Source organism: Gemmatimonadetes bacterium SCN 70-22, from assembly GCA_001724275.1.
Taxonomy (GTDB): domain Bacteria; phylum Gemmatimonadota; class Gemmatimonadetes; order Gemmatimonadales; family Gemmatimonadaceae; genus SCN-70-22.
The window spans coordinates 49,741-69,427 of sequence record MEDZ01000029.1 but is presented as its reverse complement, the minus strand read 5'-3'; the positions used below and the strand labels follow the sequence as shown (position 1 = coordinate 69,427).

Sequence of the window (19,687 nt, the reverse complement as noted above, 5' to 3'; positions counted from 1 at the left end):
TCACGACGCCGACCGGCCAGGTCACACCTCAGGGAGGTCATTCATGCGTTCACTTCGCTCCACCGTCATGCTTGCCGCTGCCGCACTCGCCATTTCGGCGTGCGCCGACCATTCGACCGGGCTTCCGACCGGCGTCGCCAAGAGCGGCTTCGACGTGCCGTCGGCGGGGTTCGATGCGCTGGGCTACAACGACGTGGCGGGGATCTTCAACGGAATCGCCGACGGCGTGGACAAGGTCCTCGACGGGACGTACCGCGGCGATCCCACGTATGCCAACGACCGCCTTGTCATGAAATGGAACAAGGCCTGGCCCGACGGCGACGGTGCCTGGATCATGAACGAGTGGAACGGGCAGGTGCCGGGGGGGTCGGGCGAGGTGTGGCACTACAAGATCGTGCGCACCCCGGCCCCCTGCGGAGCCTACGGCACCCCGCTGCCGGACGGCGGCTACTGCATCTGGGACCAGTACGAAGTGATCCTGAGCCAGGGGACGGTGGACAACGGGCACTTCTGGGACGCGCACGCCAATCCCACCGGGTTCGGCGTGAGTCGTTAGGCGCCCAGGCGCTGTGCGCGGCGCTTTAGGTGGCGCTGTGGGCGGCGCCAGCGGTGCGGCCCACCGGTCAAGCCCTACCGAGGCGGTGCATCCCCCAGGGGTGCACCGCCTCGGTGGCGTCCGCACCCCCTCGCGACCTTGACGCCCCTCCCGGACGGGGTAGCGTTGTCCCACCCCTCACCCACACCGGAGGCCCCCTCATGGTCCCGCTGTCCTCGCTGGTGCTTCCCATCCTCCTTTCGGCGGTCCTGGTCTTCGTCGTCAGCTCCATCATCCACATGGTGCTGGGCTACCACGCCGGCGACATCAAGGCGGTCCCTAACGACACCGCGGTGCAGGAGGCGCTGCGCCCCTTCAACCTCGAGCCGGGCGACTACGCCCTCCCGAAGGCGGAATCGATGGCGGGGCTGAAGGATCCGGCCTTCCTCGAGAAGATGAACACGGGACCCGTGATCGTCATGACGGTGAGCGCGCCGGGGATGCCGGGGATGGGGAAGAACCTGGCGCAGTGGTTCGCCTACAGCCTCCTCGTCAGCCTCTTCGCCGCCTACATCGCGAGCCGCGCGCTTGGCCCGGGCGCAGGCTACCTCGACGTGTTCCGCTTTGCCGGGACGACGGCCTTCGCCGGCTACTCGCTGGGGCTGATGCAGCAGTCCATCTGGTGGAGGAAGAACTGGGGGGCGACGCTGCGGTCGATGTTCGACGGGCTGGTCTTCGCCCTCCTCACGGCGGGGGCGATGGGGTGGCTCTGGCCGCGATGAGGCGACACTAGGGCTGCACCACCACGCCGCGGGTCGCGCCCTCGATGTCGCCCCGCGAGATGCCGGCTCCCATGGCAATCGCCGCCGCCATCGTGGCGGCGCTGCGGTTGCCCGGGGGCACCTCCCCGCTCCCGACGAAGACGTTCCCGGTCAGGCTCCCGCCGGGGAGGCAGTTGGCGATGGGGCCGCCGCAGCCGTGCAGGGAGTACTGCCCGCGGGTCAGCGCGTTGCGCCTGAACACCAGGCGCACGGCGCTGGGGCGGGGCGGGGCGACCATGAGGTCGTTGTTGATGTTGACGCCGTCCAGCGTGTTGCGCTCGATCACGAGGTCGGTGACGCCCTGCATGACGGCGACCAGCTGCTGGGCCCCGGTCGCCGGCTCGCGCCCGATGCCGTCGGCGTAGTTCTCGGCGATGAGAACGCGCCGCGTGAGCGAGTCGAGGCGCTTGTCGTTGGATCCCTCGCGGCCGGTGATGCCGAAGGCGCCGGCGGCGCGCACGATGAGGTTGCGCCTGATGGTCAGGTCGCTCGCCGAGCACCAGGTGCACCCCCCCGACTGGTTGGCGCTCTTGAGGAGGAAGGCGAACCCCACCTGCCCGTCGGTCCACGACCCGTCGAGGACGTTGCGCTCGACGAGGATGCGGCGCGCATTCTTGGTCTCGAACAGGTTCTTCTTGGTCCACCGCCCCTTCCAGTCGACCGGGGTGACGATGTGGTTCCGCGTGATGGTCCAGTCCTGCGGCGACACGCCGGGCTCCGCGGCGTCGGCGCCCCCCAGCATGATGTTCTCGCCGGCGCCCGCCAGCGTGTTGTTGTCGAGCAGGACGGGGCCATCGCTCTCCCAGCTGACGACGGCCTGCGAGTCGTACCCCTTGGCGTGACACTCGTCGAGCCACGAGTGGATGATGGCGGTGTTGGCGCTGTTGAGGGCGACGCAGCGTTGCACCTGCTGGGACGCCCCGGCACGGACCAGGACGCGGTCGAGCACGATGTCCGATGCGCCCCGCGGCAGGTTGACGATCGTCCCGAGGATGGCGGTGACGGAGGGCTCGATGGTGATGTCGAGGAGCGCGAGGTACCAGCCGCGGGCCCCGCGGTCGGCGCGCACCGTGGCCCCGGCCCCCCCCAGGGTGGTCGCCAGGTGGGCCAGCGCCCCCTGATGCGAGGGCCGCACACGCTCGCCGGGGGCGGGGTGACCGGCCACCGGGGTCGTGCGGATCACCACCCACCCGGCGTCGTCGCGGCGGGGGAGGGTGAGCTGGCCGACGAAGTGCTCGCCCGGGCGAAGGCACAGCACCATCCCCGCCCTGGCGCGGTTGACCGCCGATTGCAGCTGCGACCCGCCGACGGTGCGTGTGCAGGGGGCGCTGGCGAGCGACTCGGGGAAGGTGGGGAGCGCACGCGGCAGCGCGGGTGGCGCCCCTTGGGCGCCGCCGGGGGCGAGCGGGGCGAGGGCCGCGAGAGCGACGGCGGTGCAGGCAAGGCGCATCATGGCGGAATCGGCGTTCTGGGGGCCACGCTGGGACGGGCTGGTACGTATTGATACCACGATGGGCGGGGATGGGTCGGTCACCCTCTCCCCCGCGCACGGATGCACATGGCAGCAAGATCCACACCCCTCTCCCCGGCCGCGGTGTCGTCGCACATTTCGTGACGCGGGCATCGCCCACGCCGCATCGCCATTCCTCCCGACACCCCGTGATCCCGATGCCGAGCCGCTGCAGCCATCGCGTCATGCGCGCCAGCTGCCCCACCGTCGTCGTTGCCGTCTGCGCGACCCTGGCGACGCTCTCCTTCCCTGCCGCCATCGCCGGGGCCCAGCAATCCACCCCGGTCCCGAGCGACACCGCCACCCTGCTCCCGCTGCAACCCGAGCGGACCCTCCGCTTCACGACCGACGAGGGGACCTGGATCTCGCTCGACGTGTCCCCTGACGGTCAGCGCATCGTCTTCGACCTCCTGGGCGACCTCTACACCATTCCGATGACCGGCGGCAAGGCGACGCGCCTGACGAGCGGAATGGCGTGGGACGCGATGCCGCGCTGGGCCCCGGACGGGCGCCGCGTGGCCTTCATCTCCGACCGCGACGGGGGCGACAACCTCTGGGTGGTGAACGCCGACGGGAGCGGGGCGCGCAGGATCACCCGGGAGGTGGACAACGCCCTCTCGTCGCCGGCGTGGACCCCGGATGGCCAGTACCTCGTGGTGCGCCGCTTCGGCCCCTATCCCACGGCCGAGAACTACCTCACCAACGTCCCGCTCTGGATGTACCACGTGAACGGCGGGAGCGGCGTGCAGTTGTTCCCGTCGGCCGCAACGCGCAAGTCCACGAACACGGGTGTCGCCTTCTCGCCCGACGGGACGGTGATGTACACCGCGACGCACGGCGGCGGCTACGGCGGGGAGAACTTCGGCGCCTACCAGCTGGTGGCCTACGATCGCGAGGCGGGGCGGGAGACGGCGCTGACCGCCGGTGCGGGGGGCGCCTTCCGCCCGGTCGCGTCGCCCGACGGGAAGTGGCTGGTCTACGCCACGCGCGCCGGGACGAAGACGGCGCTGCGCATCCGCGACCTGGCGACGCACGAGGACACGTGGCTGGTGGGCGAGGTGCAGCGCGACGACGCCGAGGGCTACGCACCGAACGACGTCTTTCCGGGGTATGCGTTCACGCCGGACTCGCGCGCCGTGGTCTTCTACGGCGGCGGGAAGATCAAGCGCGTGGAGCTGGCGACGAAGCGCGTCAGCACGATTCCCTTCTCGGTGGACGTGGAGCTGGGGATGGCGAAGCGTCACTCCGTCCCGTTGACGGTGGGCGACGGGCCCGTGCGCATTACACAGCTGCAATCCGTGGGCGAGTCGCCGAACGGGCGCCGGCTCGCCTTCTCCGCGCTGGGCAAGGTGTGGCTGGCGGCGCGTGAGGGGGAGGCGATCGGGAAGCCGCGGCGCCTGACGAGGGGGGGCGCGCGGGAATACTTCCCCGCCTTCTCCCCGGACGGGGAGTGGGTGGCGTACGTCACGTGGTCCGACTCGGCGGGCGGCGCGCTGTGGAAGGCGCGAAGCGACGGGACCGGGGCGCCGGTGCAGCTGACGAGGGACGGCGGGTGGGTGTCGTCGCCGATGTGGACCCCGGAGGGCGACCGGATCGCCTTCACCTGGCTCCCGCGCGAGTCGGGGCTGGGGTCGGGGACGGTGGCGGCGATCACCGAGATCCGCGTGGTCCCGGCGGCCGGAGGGGCGGCCGTCCGGGTGACGGCGCCCGGCGGCGCCGGGGGCAACCCGTTCGGCGCCGGTGGCACGGTGGTGGCCGGGATCTCGGGCGCCACCCCGGGGCCGGCGCGCGCCTACTTCACCGAGGCGCTCCCCAACCCCACCCCCGGCTTCAGCGCCACGGCGACGACGGCGCTGGTGTCGGTGCGCATGGATGGCACCGACAAGCGCACGCATGCCCGCATCACGACCACCCAGGCGCTCGGCATCTCGGTGCGTGTTGCGCCTAACGGCAAGCACGCCCTGGTGCTCGATCGCGACGACCTGTACGCCTTCCCGCTGGCCGACGCGGGGGGAGAGGGGCTGGCCATCAACTTCGCCTCGCCGTCGGTCCCGCTGCGCCGCGTCACGCTGGAGGGGGCCAACTACGCCGGCTTCGGCGACGGCGGGCGCACGGTCACCTGGTCGTTCGCCAATCACTACTACCGCGCCGCCATCGACTCGGTGATGGCGCACGCCGAGCCGGCCCGGTGGCGGACGTCGCACGCGGTGGTGTCGCTCGAGGTCCCGCGCGCCACGCCGCAGGGGACCCTCCTGCTGCAGGGGGGGCGCATCGTGACGATGAAGGGCGACGAGGTGCTCGAGCGCGGCGACATCCTCATCACCGGCAACCGCATCGCCCAGGTCGGGGCCAACATCGTTGCGCCGGCAGGTGCACGCACCATCGACCTGACGGGGAAGACGATCATCCCCGGGCTGGTCGACGTCCACGCCCACCCCAAGACGGGGCGCGAGATGGCGCCGGACCAGGAGTGGTCGATCGCCTCGAACCTGGCCTACGGCGTGACGACCACGCGCAACCCCAGCGGGACGCGCTGGAACGTGGCGTGGGGCGAGCTGATCGACGCGGGCGAGATGGTGGGATCGCGCATCTACGCCACCGGCTTCCCCCTCACCAGCAACAACACGCCCATCCGCTCGTACGACGACGCGCTGGCCGTCGTGCGCCGCTACAAGGGGCAGGGAGTCAACTCGCTCAAGCAGTACCTGCAGCCGCGGCGCATCCAGCGGCAGTGGATCCTGCAGGCGGCGATTGCCGAGGGGATCAATGCGACCAACGAGGGGGCGGCCGACCTCAAGGCCGACATCACCATGGCGATCGACGGCTACACCGCGCTGGAGCACTCGATCGGGCAGGTGCCGCTGTACAAGGACGTGGTGACGGTACTGGCCGATGCGCGCATCACGTACACCCCGACGCTGGTGGTGGCATACGGGGCGCCGGCCGGCGACGGCTACTGGCGCGCGCGCACGGAGCTGGACAAGGATCCCAAGACCTCCTACTTCACCCCCGCCGAGCTCCTCACGCGCCAGGCGCGCCGCCGCCCGCTCATCGTGGAGGAAGACTACAACTTCCCGGCCATCGCCCGCGGGGTGCGCGACATCGTGCGGGCCGGCGGGCGCGCGGGGCTGGGGTCGCACGGGCAGCAGGACGGGATCGGCGCGCACTGGGAGCTGTGGATGCTGCAGAGCGGCGACATGACGCCGATGGAGGCGCTGCGCATCGCGACGATCCACGGCGCGGAGTCGATCGGCTACGGGAAGGACCTGGGGTCGATCGAGGCGGGCAAGCTCGCCGACCTCGTCGTCCTCAACGCCAACCCGCTCGACAACATCCGGAACTCGACGGACATCCGGTACGTGGTGAAGGATGGGGAGGTGTACGAGGGGATGACGCTCGATCGCGTGTGGCCGACGGCGCGGGCCTTCCCCAAGCCATACTGGGTGCGCGAGAAGGAGGCGCTGGAGGCGCTGCGGCGGCCGTGAGCCGGGGCGGCGCCCCCGCTCACGGCGTGGGCGCCGCCCCTTCCACGGTTACCGAGAAGTTGCGCCCCTCCCACCGATCCCCGCCGGGCCAGTACAGCGCGAACTCCACCACCGCTCCAGCTGCAAGCCGCTGTGTCGGCAGCTCCGCCACGTGCACGGAGGGGGCGATGACCTGCGACTCGGCGTCGGCACAGGTCGCCCAGGCATCGGCGGTCCAGCGGACGCGCACCGGCTCCGGCGCGTCGATGCGCAGCGCGCTCCCGGCACGCAGCCGGGACACCCGTCGCGTGACGCGCCAGCCGGTGACGCGCGGGACGTTCGCCCGCTCGACGTAGCGTGCCCTCGCCTGCGGGGGGCAGTCATGGACCCGCCCCTCGCGCAACGAGCGCAGCAGCTTCACGTACTCGGCGTGCGCCCACACCAGCGGCATCGCCGAGCCGGTGGGATGCCCGTTGCGCAGCTCGAGTGGTGCGACGTCGGGGGCGTCCCACACCTGCTCGGGGAGCATGCCGCCGGGACTCGTCTGTGCGCGCATCACCGCCGCCAGCCGCGCGGCCTCGTCCACGCGCCCGGCCGCCAGCTCGTAGTGCGCGCGCTCGCCGGCCAGCAACGGCCAGCCACGCCCGACCCCCGTCCCGTCGAACGGGCTTCCGTCCTCGTGCTCGCCGTAGCCGTCCTCGTTGTAGCGCTTCCACGCGGGGCCCGTGGCCGTCTCCTCGCGCAGGAGCGCGTCGATCACGCGCACGGTGTCGGTCACGCGGCGGTCGTGCGCATCGCGCAAGCCGAACCGGACCAGCGCCAGGGCGTCGGCACTGACCATCGCATAGGTCGCGATCTCGGCATGGCCGGCCGCCCGGTTCTTGACCGGCGTGGCCCCGCGCGTGGGCGATCCCTCTTCGTCGCCCCTGGCGTTGCCGATGCGAATGTAGTAGCCCTGCACGCCTAACGATCGGCTCAGCGGCGTGTCCTCGACGTAGCTCCAGCGCTCGATGTCGGCATTCCAGTCATCGGCGGTGTCGCGCAGGTAGGCCGCCAGCAGCGGCTCGCCGGCCGCGTCCGCCAGCTCGGCCGCGGCCAGCAAGGCGGCGATCGTCACGGCCAGCGTGAAGGGGGAGTAGCCGGCATCCTCCTCCCAGCGATCCTGGTCGGTGGCCGGGCCGTGCATCGCGACGAAGCAGGCGGCGCGGCGCACCATGCCCCAGAAGCGTGCCACGTCCCGGGCCCAGATGGCGTCGGCGCGCCGCGCGCCGTCCACCAGCAGGATGGGGAAGGCGGCTTCGTCCAGCTGCACGCCGTGCCAGTACGGGGTGCCGTTGAGCCACATGTTCTGCGGCCAGTGCCCGTCCGGCTCCTGCGACACGGCCAGGAAGCCCAGCATGTCGCGCATCTCACGATGCGCACCGGCGGCCAGCAGCCCGCCGGCCATCTCCACCATGTCGCGCGGCCAGACCAGGTGATAGCCCCCCAGGTCGCCATCGCCCTTGCTCGACCCCCATGGCACCGACAGGCTGGCGATGGCGCCGCCGTTCATGGCGACGGACATGTGCGTCCGCATGACGGCCGTGCTGGCGCGGTACAACGGGCGCGGCGCGGCGCCGCTGTCGGTTCCGCCCGCCGGCGCGGCGCCCGCCGGGGCAGGCGGTGCCTCGTCCAGGGCGAGCAGTTGCCCCTGCCACGCCCGCCACGGCGCGGCATACGCGCGCTCGCTCTCGTCGTAGCTCCGCAGGAGCGAGGCGCGCGCGTGCAGCGCGGCCGTCTCGGCGTCGCGGCCGAAGCCGATGGCGATGGTGAACTCCCCAACGGCGCCGAGCATCTCGATCTCCGCGGCGAGCGCGATGTTGCCGTTCTCGGCACGATCGAAGCAGTCGACGAGGCGCCCGTTGGCGCGCACGTCGTGCCAGGCATCGAGGCTGCCGGCGAACCCGGCGGTGCACCTGCCGAACCCCGGCGAGCAGGCCACGGCGAGGGCCAGGCCATCGCGCTGGGCGAACAGGATGCGCTCGCCCTTGGACGCACCGACCCATCCGGTGTTGCCCGCGCCGTGATTGCCCAGGTGGGGGCTCAGCAGGAGCGTGATGATGTAGTCGCCGAGCGCGCCATGGAGCGGCGTGAAGCGCACGTGCTGCAGCACCACATCGTAGTCGGTCGAGGTACAGACGCGCTTCTCGATCTCGTAGCGCCCCTGCCGGCAGCGATTGCGCAGGCGGAACGCCGGGACGCCCGGCGCCAGCCACTCGACCCCGTGGTCGCAGTCGCGCTTTTCCTCGGAGAAGAAGCCGTCCCGGGCCGTGATCATGAAGCCGGCGTCCCGGAGGCAGGCGGTGTCCACCTCGGGATAGTACAGCTCATTCAGGATGCCGTGACTCGCGGTGAACCACACGCGCGACCCGTCGCCGAGCGCGGTGCCGACGGCGCTCTTGGCGCTGGTGGTCCAGCGTGGCTCCAGCCCCGGCCATCCGGGTGCCAGGCGATCGGCTTCACTCATGGCCCGCGCCTCGAGGTGTGGGGGAGACGTCGCGCGCCGCGGCGTCGTCGAGCATGATCGTCAGGTGGTGGGCCGCGCGCACGAGGTGTGCAGCTGGCGACGGCGTCTCCGGTCCCTCGAGCGAACGGCGCACGACGTCCGCCTTGGACGCGCCGAAGGCGGCGAGGATGACGTGACGCGCGCCGAGCAAGACGGGCATGGTGAGCGTGAGGCGTCGCGCCGGCGCCTTGCTGGCGTCGTGCACCGGCACCACCCATTGCCGCGCTTCGGCCGATGCCGGGTGTCCCGGAAAGAGCGAGGCGACGTGTCCATCCTCGCCGATGCCGAGCACCAGCAGGTCCAGCACGGGGGGGTCGCCCGCGCCTTCGACGAGCGCGCGCTCGTAGCTCCGTGCTGCCGCCTCGAGGTCGGCGGCGCCCCCGTCCATCACGTGCACGCGCGCGCCCTGTGCCAGGGGCGTACCGGCCCATCGGCGCATCGCGGTGCCGGCGTTGGAGGCGGGGTCGTCGAGCGGCACTCCCCGTTCGTCGCACCAGAAGATGTGCACGCGCTCCCACGGGAGATCGCGCGACGCCAGGCGCGGGACGAGTACCTCGGCCACCGAGCCGCCGGGGATGGCCAGGGAGCAGCGCCCACGCGCGGCGATGGCCGCGCGCGCATCACTGGCGACCTGATCCGTCAGCTGCGCCGCAATGGATTCACGCGTTCCGATGCGGATCCGTTGCGCTGGCATGACGAAGCATACATTGAGGAAGCGCGACCGGCGCAGTGGTGACGACGCAAAGAAAGCATCTGCGTCCAACAGGCATGCTTCGCGGAGGGCGTGATGGATGTCGGCATGGTGGGACTCGGCCGGATGGGGGCCAACATGGTCCGTCGCCTGCGGCGCGCCGGCCATCGCTGCGTGGCCTTCGACCGGTCGGCCGATGCCGTGAAGGCGATCGCCGCCGATGGGGCAATCGGCGCGATGACGGCGCAGGCGCTGGTGGCGGCCCTGCCCCCCCCGCGCGTGGTGTGGCTCATGGTTCCCGCCGGCGTCGTCGACGCCGCGATCGACGAGCTGGTGCCCCTCCTTGCAGCTGGCGATACGGTCGTGGACGGCGGGAACTCGTTCTTCCAGGACGACATCGCCCGCTCCGCGCGCCTGCGCGAGCGCGGGCTGCACTACGTGGATTGCGGGGTCAGCGGCGGCGTCTTCGGGCTCGAGCGCGGCTACTGCCTCATGATCGGCGGCGAGACGGACGTGGTGCGCCGCCTCGAGCCGCTGTTCGTCACGCTGGCGCCAGGCGCCGACGCCGCGCCGCCGACGCCCGGGCGCACCAACGATCCCGCGCTGACGGCGCACCAGGGGTACCTGCATTGCGGCCCCGCCGGCGCCGGGCACTTCGTGAAGATGGTGCACAACGCCATCGAGTACGGGATGATGGCGGCGTACGCCGAGGGGTTCAACCTCCTGGTGCACGCCAATGCCGGCATGCATTCTCGCGAGCACGACGCCGAGACGACGCCGCTGCGCCACCCCGAGCACTATCGATACGAGTTCGACGTCGGCGAGATCGCCGAGCTCTGGCGGCGCGGGAGCGTGATCCCCTCGTGGCTCCTCGATCTCGTGGCGCAGGCGCTGGCCGGCGACAAGCAGCTGGCGGCATTCGGCGGGCGCGTCTCCGACTCGGGCGAGGGGCGCTGGTCGCTCGCGGCCGCGAACGATCTCGCGGTGCCGGTGCACGTGCTCTCGGCGGCGCTCTTCGAGCGGTTCACCTCGCGCGGCGAGGGCGACTTCCAGAACCGCCTCCTCTCCGCGCTGCGCTACCAGTTCGGCGGGCACCTGGAGAAGCCGGCGTCATGAGCGCCAGCTCGTCGAACGGGTCACCCGTGGAGTCCGATGCCCTGGTGTTCTTCGGCATCACCGGCGACCTCGCGTTCAAGAAGATCTTCCCGGCGCTGTACCACATGGCGCGGCGTGGTGTCCTGCACGTCCCGGTGGTGGGGGTCGCCAGCTCGCCCCTCACGCGCCAGCAACTCGTGGCGCGGGCGCGCGCGAGCGTGACCCAGCACGTCGATGCGGTCGACGAACCGGCGTTCGCGACGCTGGCTGCTGCCCTGTCGTACGTGCAGGGCGACTATCGTGAGGACGAGACCTACCGGCAGCTGCGCGTGGCGCTCGGGGATGCGCGTCGCCCGCTGCACTACCTCGCCATTCCGCCGTCGCTCTTCACCGCGGTCGTCGAGGGGCTGGCGGGGGCCGCGTGCGCCGCGGGCGCGCGCGTGGTCCTGGAGAAGCCGTTCGGCCGGGATCTCGACTCGGCCAAGGCGCTCAACGCCACGCTGCACGCGCGCTTCGGCGAGTCGTCGATCTTCCGGATCGATCACTACCTGGGCAAGGAGGCGGTGCAGAACCTGCTCTACTTCAGGTTCGCCAACGCCTTTCTCGAGCCTACATGGAACCGGCAGTACGTGGAAAGCGTGCAGATCACGATGGCCGAGTCGTTCGGGGTCAACGGACGCGGCAAGTTCTACGAGGAGACCGGCGTGGTCCGCGACGTCATCCAGAACCACCTGTTGCAGGTGGTGGGCTTCCTGGCCATGGAGCCGCCGAGCAGCTCGTACTGCGAGGCGCTGCGTGACGAGCAGGCCAAGGTGCTGCGCAGCATTCGCCCGCTGGATCCGGCCGCGGCGGTGCTGGGGCAGTTCCGGGGATATCGCGAGGAGGCCGGGGTGGCGGCCGATTCGCGGGTGCCGACGTACGCCGCCGTCGTGTTGCACGTCGATTCGTGGCGATGGGCCGACGTGCCGTTCTTCATCCGGGCGGGGAAGTCGATGGCGCTCACCGCGACCGAGGTCGTGGTGGAGTACAAGCTCCCTCCCCACGTGGTGTTCCACGAGGCGGCGCCCAGCATGGGGAACTACGTCCGTTTCCGGCTCGGTCCCGACGTGGTGATTGCCCTCGGCGCCAGCACCAAGCGCCCGGGCGAAGGGATGGCCGGGCAGGGGACCGAGCTGTCGGTCGTGCGGCAGCGCGATGCCGACGAGATGGACGCCTACGAGCGCCTGCTGGGCGATGCCATGCGCGGCGACGCGACGCTCTTCGCGCGCCAGGACGCGGTGGAGGCCGCCTGGCAGGTGGTCCAGCCCCTCCTCGTGGGGACAAACTCGCCGGAGCTGTACGACGAGGGGAGCTGGGGACCGGCGAGCGCCGACGCGCTCGTCGCCGCCGTGGGCGGATGGAGCAATCCGGCGTGAAGGTGCTGGTACTCGACGTCGGCGGGACGCACGTCAAGGTGCGCGCATCCGGCCGCGCCGGAGTGGTGAAGCTCGACACCGGCCCGACGTTCACTCCGCCGATGCTGGTGTCGGCGGTGCGCGAGGCCACGGCCCGCTGGCGGTTCGACGCGATCTCGATCGGCGTCCCTGCGCCGGTGCGGCATGGGGAGATCGTGCGCGAGCCGGTCAACCTTGGCGACGGGTGGGTCGGGTTCGACTTCGCCGCCGCCTTCGAGGGCCCCGTTCGTGTGGTCAACGACGCCGTGATGCAGGCGCTTGGCAGCTACAACGGGGGGCGCATGCTCTTCCTGGGGTTGGGGACCGGCCTCGGGACGGCGCTGGTGGACAATGGCCAGGCGGTCGGGCTGGAGCTGGGGCACCTGCCGTACCGGAAGGGCACGTACGAGGACTACGTGGGCGACGCGGCACGCGAGCGCATGGGGCGCAAGCGGTGGGAACGGCACGTCCACACGATCGCGACACTGATGTACGACGCGCTGGTGTGCGAGAGCATGGTGCTTGGCGGCGGCAACGCGCGCCTGCTCCACGCGTTGCCCCCGCACGCCCGCCTGGGATCGAACGCCGATGCGTTTCCCGGCGGGCTTCGACTCTGGGAGCGGCCGGGTTCGCCCGCGGATCCGCAGGGCTGAAAGCGGGGAGGGGGCGCGACGCGAAGCTGTTGGCGCTCGCTAGTGGATCAGAGCGGCGCCCTCGACCCGCCAGGATTCGCGCAGCCTCGTCGCCCCCTCCTGTCGCGGGAGCCCCAAGGTGAGGGCTGCCGCGTGCCGGGCGGCCGCAAGCAGACACCCAGGCCGGGTCGGAAGGATTCCATCGTCCCTCCCATCCTCGGCACATCGTCCGCAGATTCCATCCCGTCCGCGTTCCGCCACCCAGCTCCGTCCCGCATGCCCCGCCCGCCCGAGCGCTCCCCCGATCCCGCGCGTGCTCCCGTGCCACGCACGACGGGCGAGCGCGACGCGCACATGGACCTCATCGAGCGGATCGCGGGGATCGGGAGCTGGGAGATCGACCTCGTCACCGACCGGATCTTCTGGTCGCGCGAGCTGTGCCGCATCCACGGCGTCACCCCGGAGACGGCACCGCACACGCACGAGCAGTTCCGGGGGATGGTCCACCCCGACGACCTCCCGTTCGTCGATGAAGGGATGTCGGCGCTCGTCCCGGGAGAGCCGGCGACGGCGGAGTTCCGCGTCATTCGCCCCGACGGTGCGGTTCGACTGCTCCAGGCGCACGCCCTCCTGGTGGCGGACGACGAGGGGCGGTACACGCGCGTCCTCGGCACCTCGCTCGACATCACCGAGCGGCGTGCCACCGAACAGGCGCTGCGCGCCTCGGAGAACGCGTACCGCTCGCTCTTTCGCTACGCGTTCGACGCAATGTGGGTGCACGACATCGAGACGGGCGAGCTGCTCGAGCTCAACGAGGCGGCGGTCGAGCTGTACGGCTACACCGCCGAGGAGCAGAAGGTGCGCGGCCTGGCCGGGCTGACGGCGGCCGACCAGGGGTTCACCGAGGAGCGCGCCTGGGAGTACGCGCGGCGCGCGGCGGCCGGCGAGCCGCAGCGCTTCGAGTGGATGGGATACCACAAGAGCGGGACTCCCATCTGGGAGGAGATGCGCCTGACGCGCATCAACATCGGCGGGAAGGAGCGGCTGGTGGCGGCCGCGCGCGATATCAGCGCGCGCAAGGAGGCCGAACTGGCGCAGCGGCGTGCCAACGAGGAGCTGGAGCGCCGCGTCGCCGAGCGGACGGCGGCGCTGGCGACGGAGGTGGCCGAGCGCACGGCGGCGCAGGAGGCGCTGCGGCGGCAGGACGAGCACTTTCGCCGCATCATCGAGAACGCGGCGGATTTCGTGATGACGTGCGACATCACGGGCGCGCTCACCTACGTGGCTCCGTCGTCGATGCGCATCCTGGGCTTTCGCCCGGAGCAGCTCCTCGGGACGCGCCCTTCCGACCTCCTCCACGCCGACGACGTGGCGCGCATCATGCTCGATCTGCAGTGGGTCTTCGCGCATCCGGGCGAGCCCATCACCACGACCTTCCGCATCCGTCACAGGGACGGGAGCTACCGCGTCTTCGAGAACGTGGGGCGCACGATTTCCAACACCAGCGCCGACGACGGCGTCATCGCCTTCGGGCGCGACGTGACCGATCGCGTGCGGGCCGACGAGGCGCTGGCCCGCGCCAAGGAGGAGGCGGAGCGCGCCAACCGGGCCAAGAGCGAGTTCCTGAGCCGCATGAGCCACGAGCTGCGCACGCCACTCAACTCGATCCTCGGCTTCGCCCAGCTGGCCACCCGCGCCGAGATGTCGCCGCAGCAGGCCAAGGGGATTCACCACATCCTCAAGGCGGGGCGGCACTTGTTGCAGCTGATCAACGAGGTGCTGGAGATCTCGCGCATCGAGGCGGGGCGCGAGCGCTTCTCGCTGGAACCGGTGGCGCTTGCTGCCGTGCTGCACGAGACCATCGGTCTCGTGCGCCCGCTGGCCCAGCAGCACCAGGTGCAGCTGCATGAAGGGACGGTCCCCGATGGCGCCTTCGTCCACGCCGATCGGCAGCGCCTGGTGCAGGTGATCCTCAACCTCCTGAGCAACGCCATCAAGTACAACCGCCCCAACGGCGTGGTGCAGCTGGAGTGCGGGCCAGTCGAGGAGGGGGGGTGGGCGATCCGCGTGCGCGACACGGGACGCGGGATCCCGGACGACCAGCTGCACCAGCTCTTTACCCCGTTCGCCCGGCTGGGCGCGGAGCAGACGGAGGTGGAGGGGACGGGGCTGGGGCTGGCGCTGTCGCAGCGGCTGTGCGAGGCGATGGGTGGGGAGCTCACCCTCGAGTCGACCTCGGACGAGGGGAGCACCTTCCGCGTCGAGCTCGATGGCGCGCGCGACCCGGTGCGCGGCTTCGAGGACACGGGGACCTATCCCGTCCCGGCGGCGGGGCAGGACGTGGCAACGCTGCTGTACATCGAGGACAACCTCGCCAACCTCACCCTGGTGGAGGCGATCCTCCAGGCGCGCCCCGGGTGGCGGACGCTCCCGGCGCTGCAGGGACAGCTGGGGGTCGAGCTCGCCCGCGAGCACGTCCCCGACGTGGTCCTGCTCGATTTGCACCTGCCGGACATCGCCGGCGAGGAAGTGCTGCGGCGTCTCCGGAGCGACCCGCGCACGGCGGGCATCCCGGTGGTGGTGGTGAGCGCCGACGCGACCCGCGCCTCGCTGGAGCGGCTGCGTGCGGCCGGGGCAAGCGCCTACCTCACGAAGCCGCTCGACGTCGGTGAGTTCCTCGAGGTCGTGGACCGATTCCTCCCCGGGGGGCAGGGGTGAGCACCACGAGCCACCGCCTTTCGGCGTGCACGATCCTCCTCGTCGACGACGAGGAGGCGAACCTCGACCTGCTCGAGGGGCTCCTCGAGTCGGCCGGCTACTCGCGGCTGGTGCGCACCGACGATGCACGCGAGGTGCTCCCGCTGGCCGAGCGGCATGCGCCGGACCTGGTCCTGCTCGACCTGCACATGCCGCACCGCCACGGGCTCGATCTCCTGGCCGACCTGCGCACCGTCACTCCCCCCGGCGACTATCGCCCGGTCCTCGTCCTCACCGCCGACGTGACGCCGGAGGTGCGCGACCTTGCCCTGTCGCGCGGGGCACGCGACTTCGTCACCAAGCCGTTCGACGCCACGGAAGTCCTGTTGCGCGTGGAGAACCTCCTCGAGACGCGCGTATTGCACCTGGAGGAACGCCGCGCACGGGCGCAGGCGGAGGAGGCCACACGGGAACGCGAGCGACTGCTGGCCGTGGTGGCGCACGACCTGCGCAACCCGCTGGCCGTGGTGTCGATGTACGCGGAGACGCTCATGCTGCAGGGGCTCGCCCCGGGCGAGCGCCCCGGCGACGACGACGCGGCGTGGGGGCGCAAGGCGCTCTCGACGATCCACGCCAACGCGGTCGCGATGCAGCGCCTGGTGGAAGACCTGCTGGATGCCTCGGCCATCCGGGGGGACGGGCTGCGCATCCTTCGCGAGGTCCGGCGCGTGGGCGATACCTTCGAGCGCGCCCGAACGATGCTCTCCCCCCTGGCCGAGTCGGCGGGGGTGGCGCTCGCCTTCGTGGGCGACGAGGCGTCGGCCGAGGCGATGGCCGAGATCGATGACGAGCGCGTGGTGCAGCTCCTCTCGAACCTGGTGGGGAACGCCGTGAAGTTCACGCCCCGCGGCGGCTCGGTGCGGGTGCACTTTTCCGTGCGTGATGACGTGCTGCATTCGTCGGTCACCGACACGGGGCCGGGGTTCGCCGCCGACGAAGTGCCGCACCTGTTCACCGCGTTCTGGACCGGCGCGCGCCGCGACGGGACACGCGACGGGCATGGCGCGGGGCTCGGGCTCTGGATCGCGCGCGGCATCGTGGAGGCGCATGGCGGCGAGCTGAGCGCCCAGTCGACGCCGGGCGCCGGGGCGACGTTCCGTTTCTCATTGCCGCTGGTGGCGCCTCCCACGTACTAACATGTAAGTACGGAGAGTCACGTTTCACCCGGAGTCCAGCTCATGCCCATCCGCATCGTCCGCCTCGGCACCCCGCGCCACCCCAAAGAGGGAGTGCGCATCGGCACGGTGAGGCGCCCCCCCCGTGGCGTTCCCAAGGACCGGTTCGCGTCGCAGGACTGGTACGACGTCTGGTTCCCCAACCTGGCGCCGAGCCTGGAGACGATGAAGCTCGCGCAGTCGGCGACCACACCGGCGCAGTGGTCCGCCTTCGCGCGGAAGTACCGATCGGAGATGTCGCAGCCGGCCGCGCGTCACGACCTGGCGCTCCTGGCGACGCTGTCCCACGCGACGAACTTCTCGGTGGGGTGTTACTGCGAGGACGAATCGCATTGTCATCGGTCGATCCTGCGGACGCTCCTCGCTGACTTGGGAGCGGCGATCGACTGAGTGAAGCGCGGGGCGCGCTTGGCGGGGCCGATGCTCCCCGGGTGAACGCCTGGCGGGCAGAGCCGCTTCCGGTGCACGCAGACTGGGCACGCGCAGCGCCCCCTTGTGGGGCACGGGAGGGGGAGCGAGCGTCAAGCCGATGAGCACGAGCGAACAGCCGGACCCCTCCCGGGGGTTACGCGCTGGCCTCGCGGGTCGCTATGAGATCGAGAGCGAGCTCGGCGCCGGCGGAATGGCGATCGTCTACAGGGCGCGCGACGCGCAGCGTGATCGAGCCGTCGCGCTCAAGGTGCTGCGCCCCGAGCTCAGCGCGGCGACCGGCATCGAGCGATTCGAACGGGAGATTCGCGTCGCTTCACGCCTCGTGCACCCGAACATCCTCCCCCTCCTCGATTCGGGCGTGACGGGGGGACTGCTGTGGTACACGATGCCGCTGGTGGAGGGGGAGACGCTGCGCGCACGACTCGATCGCGAGCGCCAACTTCCGCTCGACGAGGCTCTACAAATCACGGCCGAAGTCGCCGCCGCACTCGGCCATGCGCACGAGCGGGGGATCGTTCATCGCGACATCAAGCCGGAGAACATCCTGCTCGCGTCCGGACATGCCCTCGTCACGGATTTCGGGATCGCGCGCGCCCTGAGCGATACGAATGACCGACTCACGGCGAGCGGGCTCGCCCTCGGAACACCGGCCTACATGAGTCCCGAGCAGTCGGCCGGTGAGCGCGACATCGACGCGCGAAGCGACCTGTACGCGCTGGCGTCGGTGGCGTACGAGATGCTGGCAGGAGAGCCTCCCTTCACCGGCCCTACCGTCCAGGCGGTGATGGCGCGACGACTGTCACAGCCGGCCCCGTCGCTCCGCGTCATCCGTCCCGCCATTCCCGAGGGCGTGGATGCGGCGCTGCGACGCGCGCTGGCGACGACGCCGGCCGATCGCCAGGCGAGCACGGCGGAATTCGTCACGGCGCTGCAGCGCGAGGGGACAGGCGCGGGCGCCAGCGCGGGCATCGCGCGCCCGCGTCGATGGTCACTCGCCGTCAGTGCGGGAGTCCTCGGCGTCGCGGCGCTCCTGGCACTGCAGCTGCCGATGTGGCGGGCGCGCCCGGCGACGGACGGCACGAGCGTGGCGCGCCCTCGTGGCACGGCCGACGCGATCCGCCTCGCGGTGCTCCCCTTTCGGCAGATTGGTGGAGATGCGAGCGATCGCTACCTGGCCGACGGGCTCACCGCCGACGTCGCCTCCGCGCTCGCCAACCTGGGAGGGGTGCGTGTCATCGACCAGGCGTCGGTGGCGTCGCTGCAGGCGAGTGCGAAGGGGGCGCGCGAAATCGGGACGATCCTGCGGATCGATGCTCTCGTCGATGGCGACGTGCAGAAGTCGGGTGAGGCGATCCGCGTGCGCGTGCGGCTCGTCGACCCCGCCAGCGAGGAGGCGAAGTGGAGCCAGGCGTACGATCACACGGCGCGTGACGTCTTCCAGGTCCAGTCGGAGGTGGCGCGCAAGGTGGCCGGGGTGCTCCGGATCCAGCTCGCCGAGCGCGAGTCGCGGACGCTCGAGCGCCCCCCCACGACGAACCCGGATGCGTACGACGCCTATCTCAAGGCGCGCGCCCAGGCGCGCGCGCGGGGCGGACTCGAGCGGCCGGCCCAGGCGGACTCGATCATCGCCAGCCTGACCCAGGCCGTGCGCCTCGACTCCACCTTCGCCCGCGCGTGGGCGCTGCTGGCCTCGACGCTCGTCAGCACGGTCTTCCTCTACGACGCGCCGGCCTCGCGGCTCGACCAGGCGGAGCGCGCCATCGCCATCGCGTTAGGCATCGACTCGAGCGTGGCCAACGCCTGGAAGGCGCGCCACGACCTCGAGTGGAACGCGGTGCGGGGGTGGCACTTCGCCGAGGCGCTCTCCGACGTGCGGCATGCGCTGGCCCTCGAGCCGAGTCTGGTGGAGGGACACAACGGGCTCGGTTCACTCTATTTCCACTACGGCTTTACCGGGAAGGCGCGCGAGGAGCTGGAGGCCAGCCTCTCGCTCGACCCGCGCGACGGCTGTGACGACTCGACGCGCTGCGTGGGCTTCAGCCGGCCGCGCGTGGCGCGCGTCCTGTGGTACGAGCAGAAGTTCGACTCGGCGCTCGCCGTCTATGCGCGCATGCCCTACCTGGGCGGTTTCGTGTGGGAGAAGGCGGTGGTGCTGACGGGTGCTGGCCGGCCCACGGAGGCCATGGCCGTCCTCGATTCGGCGCTGGCAGCGCAGGGGCCGGAGACCGCCGACCGTGCCGCGGCCCGCGCCCTGGCGCTTGCATCGTTAGGACGGCGCGACGAGGCGCTGGTGGCCGTGCGCGCGGCCACGCTGAATCCCGCGAGCCGGTCGCATTCTCACCACTCGCAGTTCACCATCGCCTGTGCCTATGCGAGGCTCGGCCATGCGAAGGAGGCGGTGGCGTGGCTACGCCGCACGGCGGAGAACGGGATGCCGAACTATCCCCTCTTTCGCGACGACCCGAGTCTGAAGGGGCTCCAGGGAGTGGCCGAGTACGAGACGCTCATGGCCGGGCTGAAGCGGCAGCATGAGGCCAACCGTGCGCTCGTGTACGGCGATCGCACGATGTGAGGTCGCCGCGGCGCGCGGGGGGCGG

13 protein-coding genes are annotated in these 19,687 nt (G+C 71.4%); 10 read left to right on the top strand and 3 right to left on the bottom strand.

The genetic code is table 11. The features are described from left to right. Positions 1 to 67 precede the first annotated feature (67 nt). Both ABS52_14245 and ABS52_14240 read left to right on the top strand, forming a co-directional pair. Entirely contained in the window at positions 68 to 556 is a 489-nt protein-coding gene (locus ABS52_14245) for a hypothetical protein (GenBank protein ID ODT02373.1), read from the top strand. 200 nt (positions 557 to 756) lie between these two features. Continuing rightward, a complete protein-coding gene (locus tag ABS52_14240; protein ODT02372.1) occupies positions 757 to 1,317 on the top strand; it encodes a hypothetical protein in 561 nt (186 codons plus the stop codon). A gap of 7 nt (positions 1,318 to 1,324) precedes the next feature. Here the strand turns inward: ABS52_14240 and ABS52_14235 are convergent, their stop codons facing one another. After that, complete coding sequence (locus ABS52_14235; GenBank protein ODT02371.1) at positions 1,325 to 2,809, bottom strand: hypothetical protein; 1,485 nt, start codon at positions 2,807 to 2,809, stop codon at positions 1,325 to 1,327. A 242-nt stretch (positions 2,810 to 3,051) separates the two neighbouring features. Here ABS52_14235 and ABS52_14230 point away from each other — a divergent pair, with 242 nt between their 5' ends. Then, positions 3,052 to 6,351, top strand: a complete 3,300-nt coding sequence (locus ABS52_14230) for a hypothetical protein (protein ODT02370.1) — start codon at positions 3,052 to 3,054, stop codon at positions 6,349 to 6,351. A gap of 19 nt (positions 6,352 to 6,370) precedes the next feature. Here the strand turns inward: ABS52_14230 and ABS52_14225 are convergent, their stop codons facing one another. Then, a complete protein-coding gene (locus tag ABS52_14225) occupies positions 6,371 to 8,836 on the bottom strand; it encodes a glucan 1,4-alpha-glucosidase (protein ID ODT02369.1) in 2,466 nt (821 codons plus the stop codon). Beyond that, positions 8,829 to 9,569 carry a 6-phosphogluconolactonase gene (locus tag ABS52_14220; protein ODT02368.1) on the bottom strand — a complete coding sequence of 247 codons (741 nt, stop codon included), beginning with the start codon at positions 9,567 to 9,569 and terminating at the stop codon, positions 8,829 to 8,831. The genes ABS52_14225 and ABS52_14220 overlap by 8 nt, the downstream gene beginning before the upstream one ends. Before the next feature lie 93 nt (positions 9,570 to 9,662). Between ABS52_14220 and ABS52_14215 the strand changes: the two genes are divergently transcribed. The 7 genes from ABS52_14215 (at position 9,663) to ABS52_14185 (ending at position 19,662) form a co-directional block, all read left to right on the top strand. Then, complete coding sequence (locus ABS52_14215; protein ODT02367.1) at positions 9,663 to 10,682, top strand: 6-phosphogluconate dehydrogenase (decarboxylating); 1,020 nt, start codon at positions 9,663 to 9,665, stop codon at positions 10,680 to 10,682. Beyond that, the gene (locus ABS52_14210; protein ID ODT02366.1) at positions 10,679 to 12,076 is read left to right on the top strand and encodes a glucose-6-phosphate dehydrogenase; all 1,398 of its coding nucleotides are present in this window, start codon (positions 10,679 to 10,681) and stop codon (positions 12,074 to 12,076) included. The genes ABS52_14215 and ABS52_14210 overlap by 4 nt, the downstream gene beginning before the upstream one ends. Beyond that, a complete protein-coding gene (locus ABS52_14205) occupies positions 12,058 to 12,747 on the top strand; it encodes an ROK family protein (GenBank protein ID ODT02365.1) in 690 nt (229 codons plus the stop codon). Before ABS52_14210 ends, ABS52_14205 begins: the two co-directional genes overlap by 19 nt. Positions 12,748 to 13,002: 255 nt before the next feature. Beyond that, on the top strand, positions 13,003 to 15,444 hold the full coding sequence (locus ABS52_14200) for a hypothetical protein (GenBank protein ODT02364.1): 2,442 nt from the start codon (positions 13,003 to 13,005) through the stop codon (positions 15,442 to 15,444). Then, positions 15,441 to 16,619, top strand: a complete 1,179-nt coding sequence (locus tag ABS52_14195; protein ID ODT02363.1) for a hypothetical protein — start codon at positions 15,441 to 15,443, stop codon at positions 16,617 to 16,619. Before ABS52_14200 ends, ABS52_14195 begins: the two co-directional genes overlap by 4 nt. A gap of 42 nt (positions 16,620 to 16,661) precedes the next feature. Beyond that, the gene (locus ABS52_14190; protein ODT02362.1) at positions 16,662 to 17,048 is read left to right on the top strand and encodes a hypothetical protein; all 387 of its coding nucleotides are present in this window, start codon (positions 16,662 to 16,664) and stop codon (positions 17,046 to 17,048) included. A 139-nt stretch (positions 17,049 to 17,187) separates the two neighbouring features. Further along, entirely contained in the window at positions 17,188 to 19,662 is a 2,475-nt protein-coding gene (locus ABS52_14185) for a hypothetical protein (protein ID ODT02361.1), read from the top strand. Positions 19,663 to 19,687: the final 25 nt, after the last annotated feature.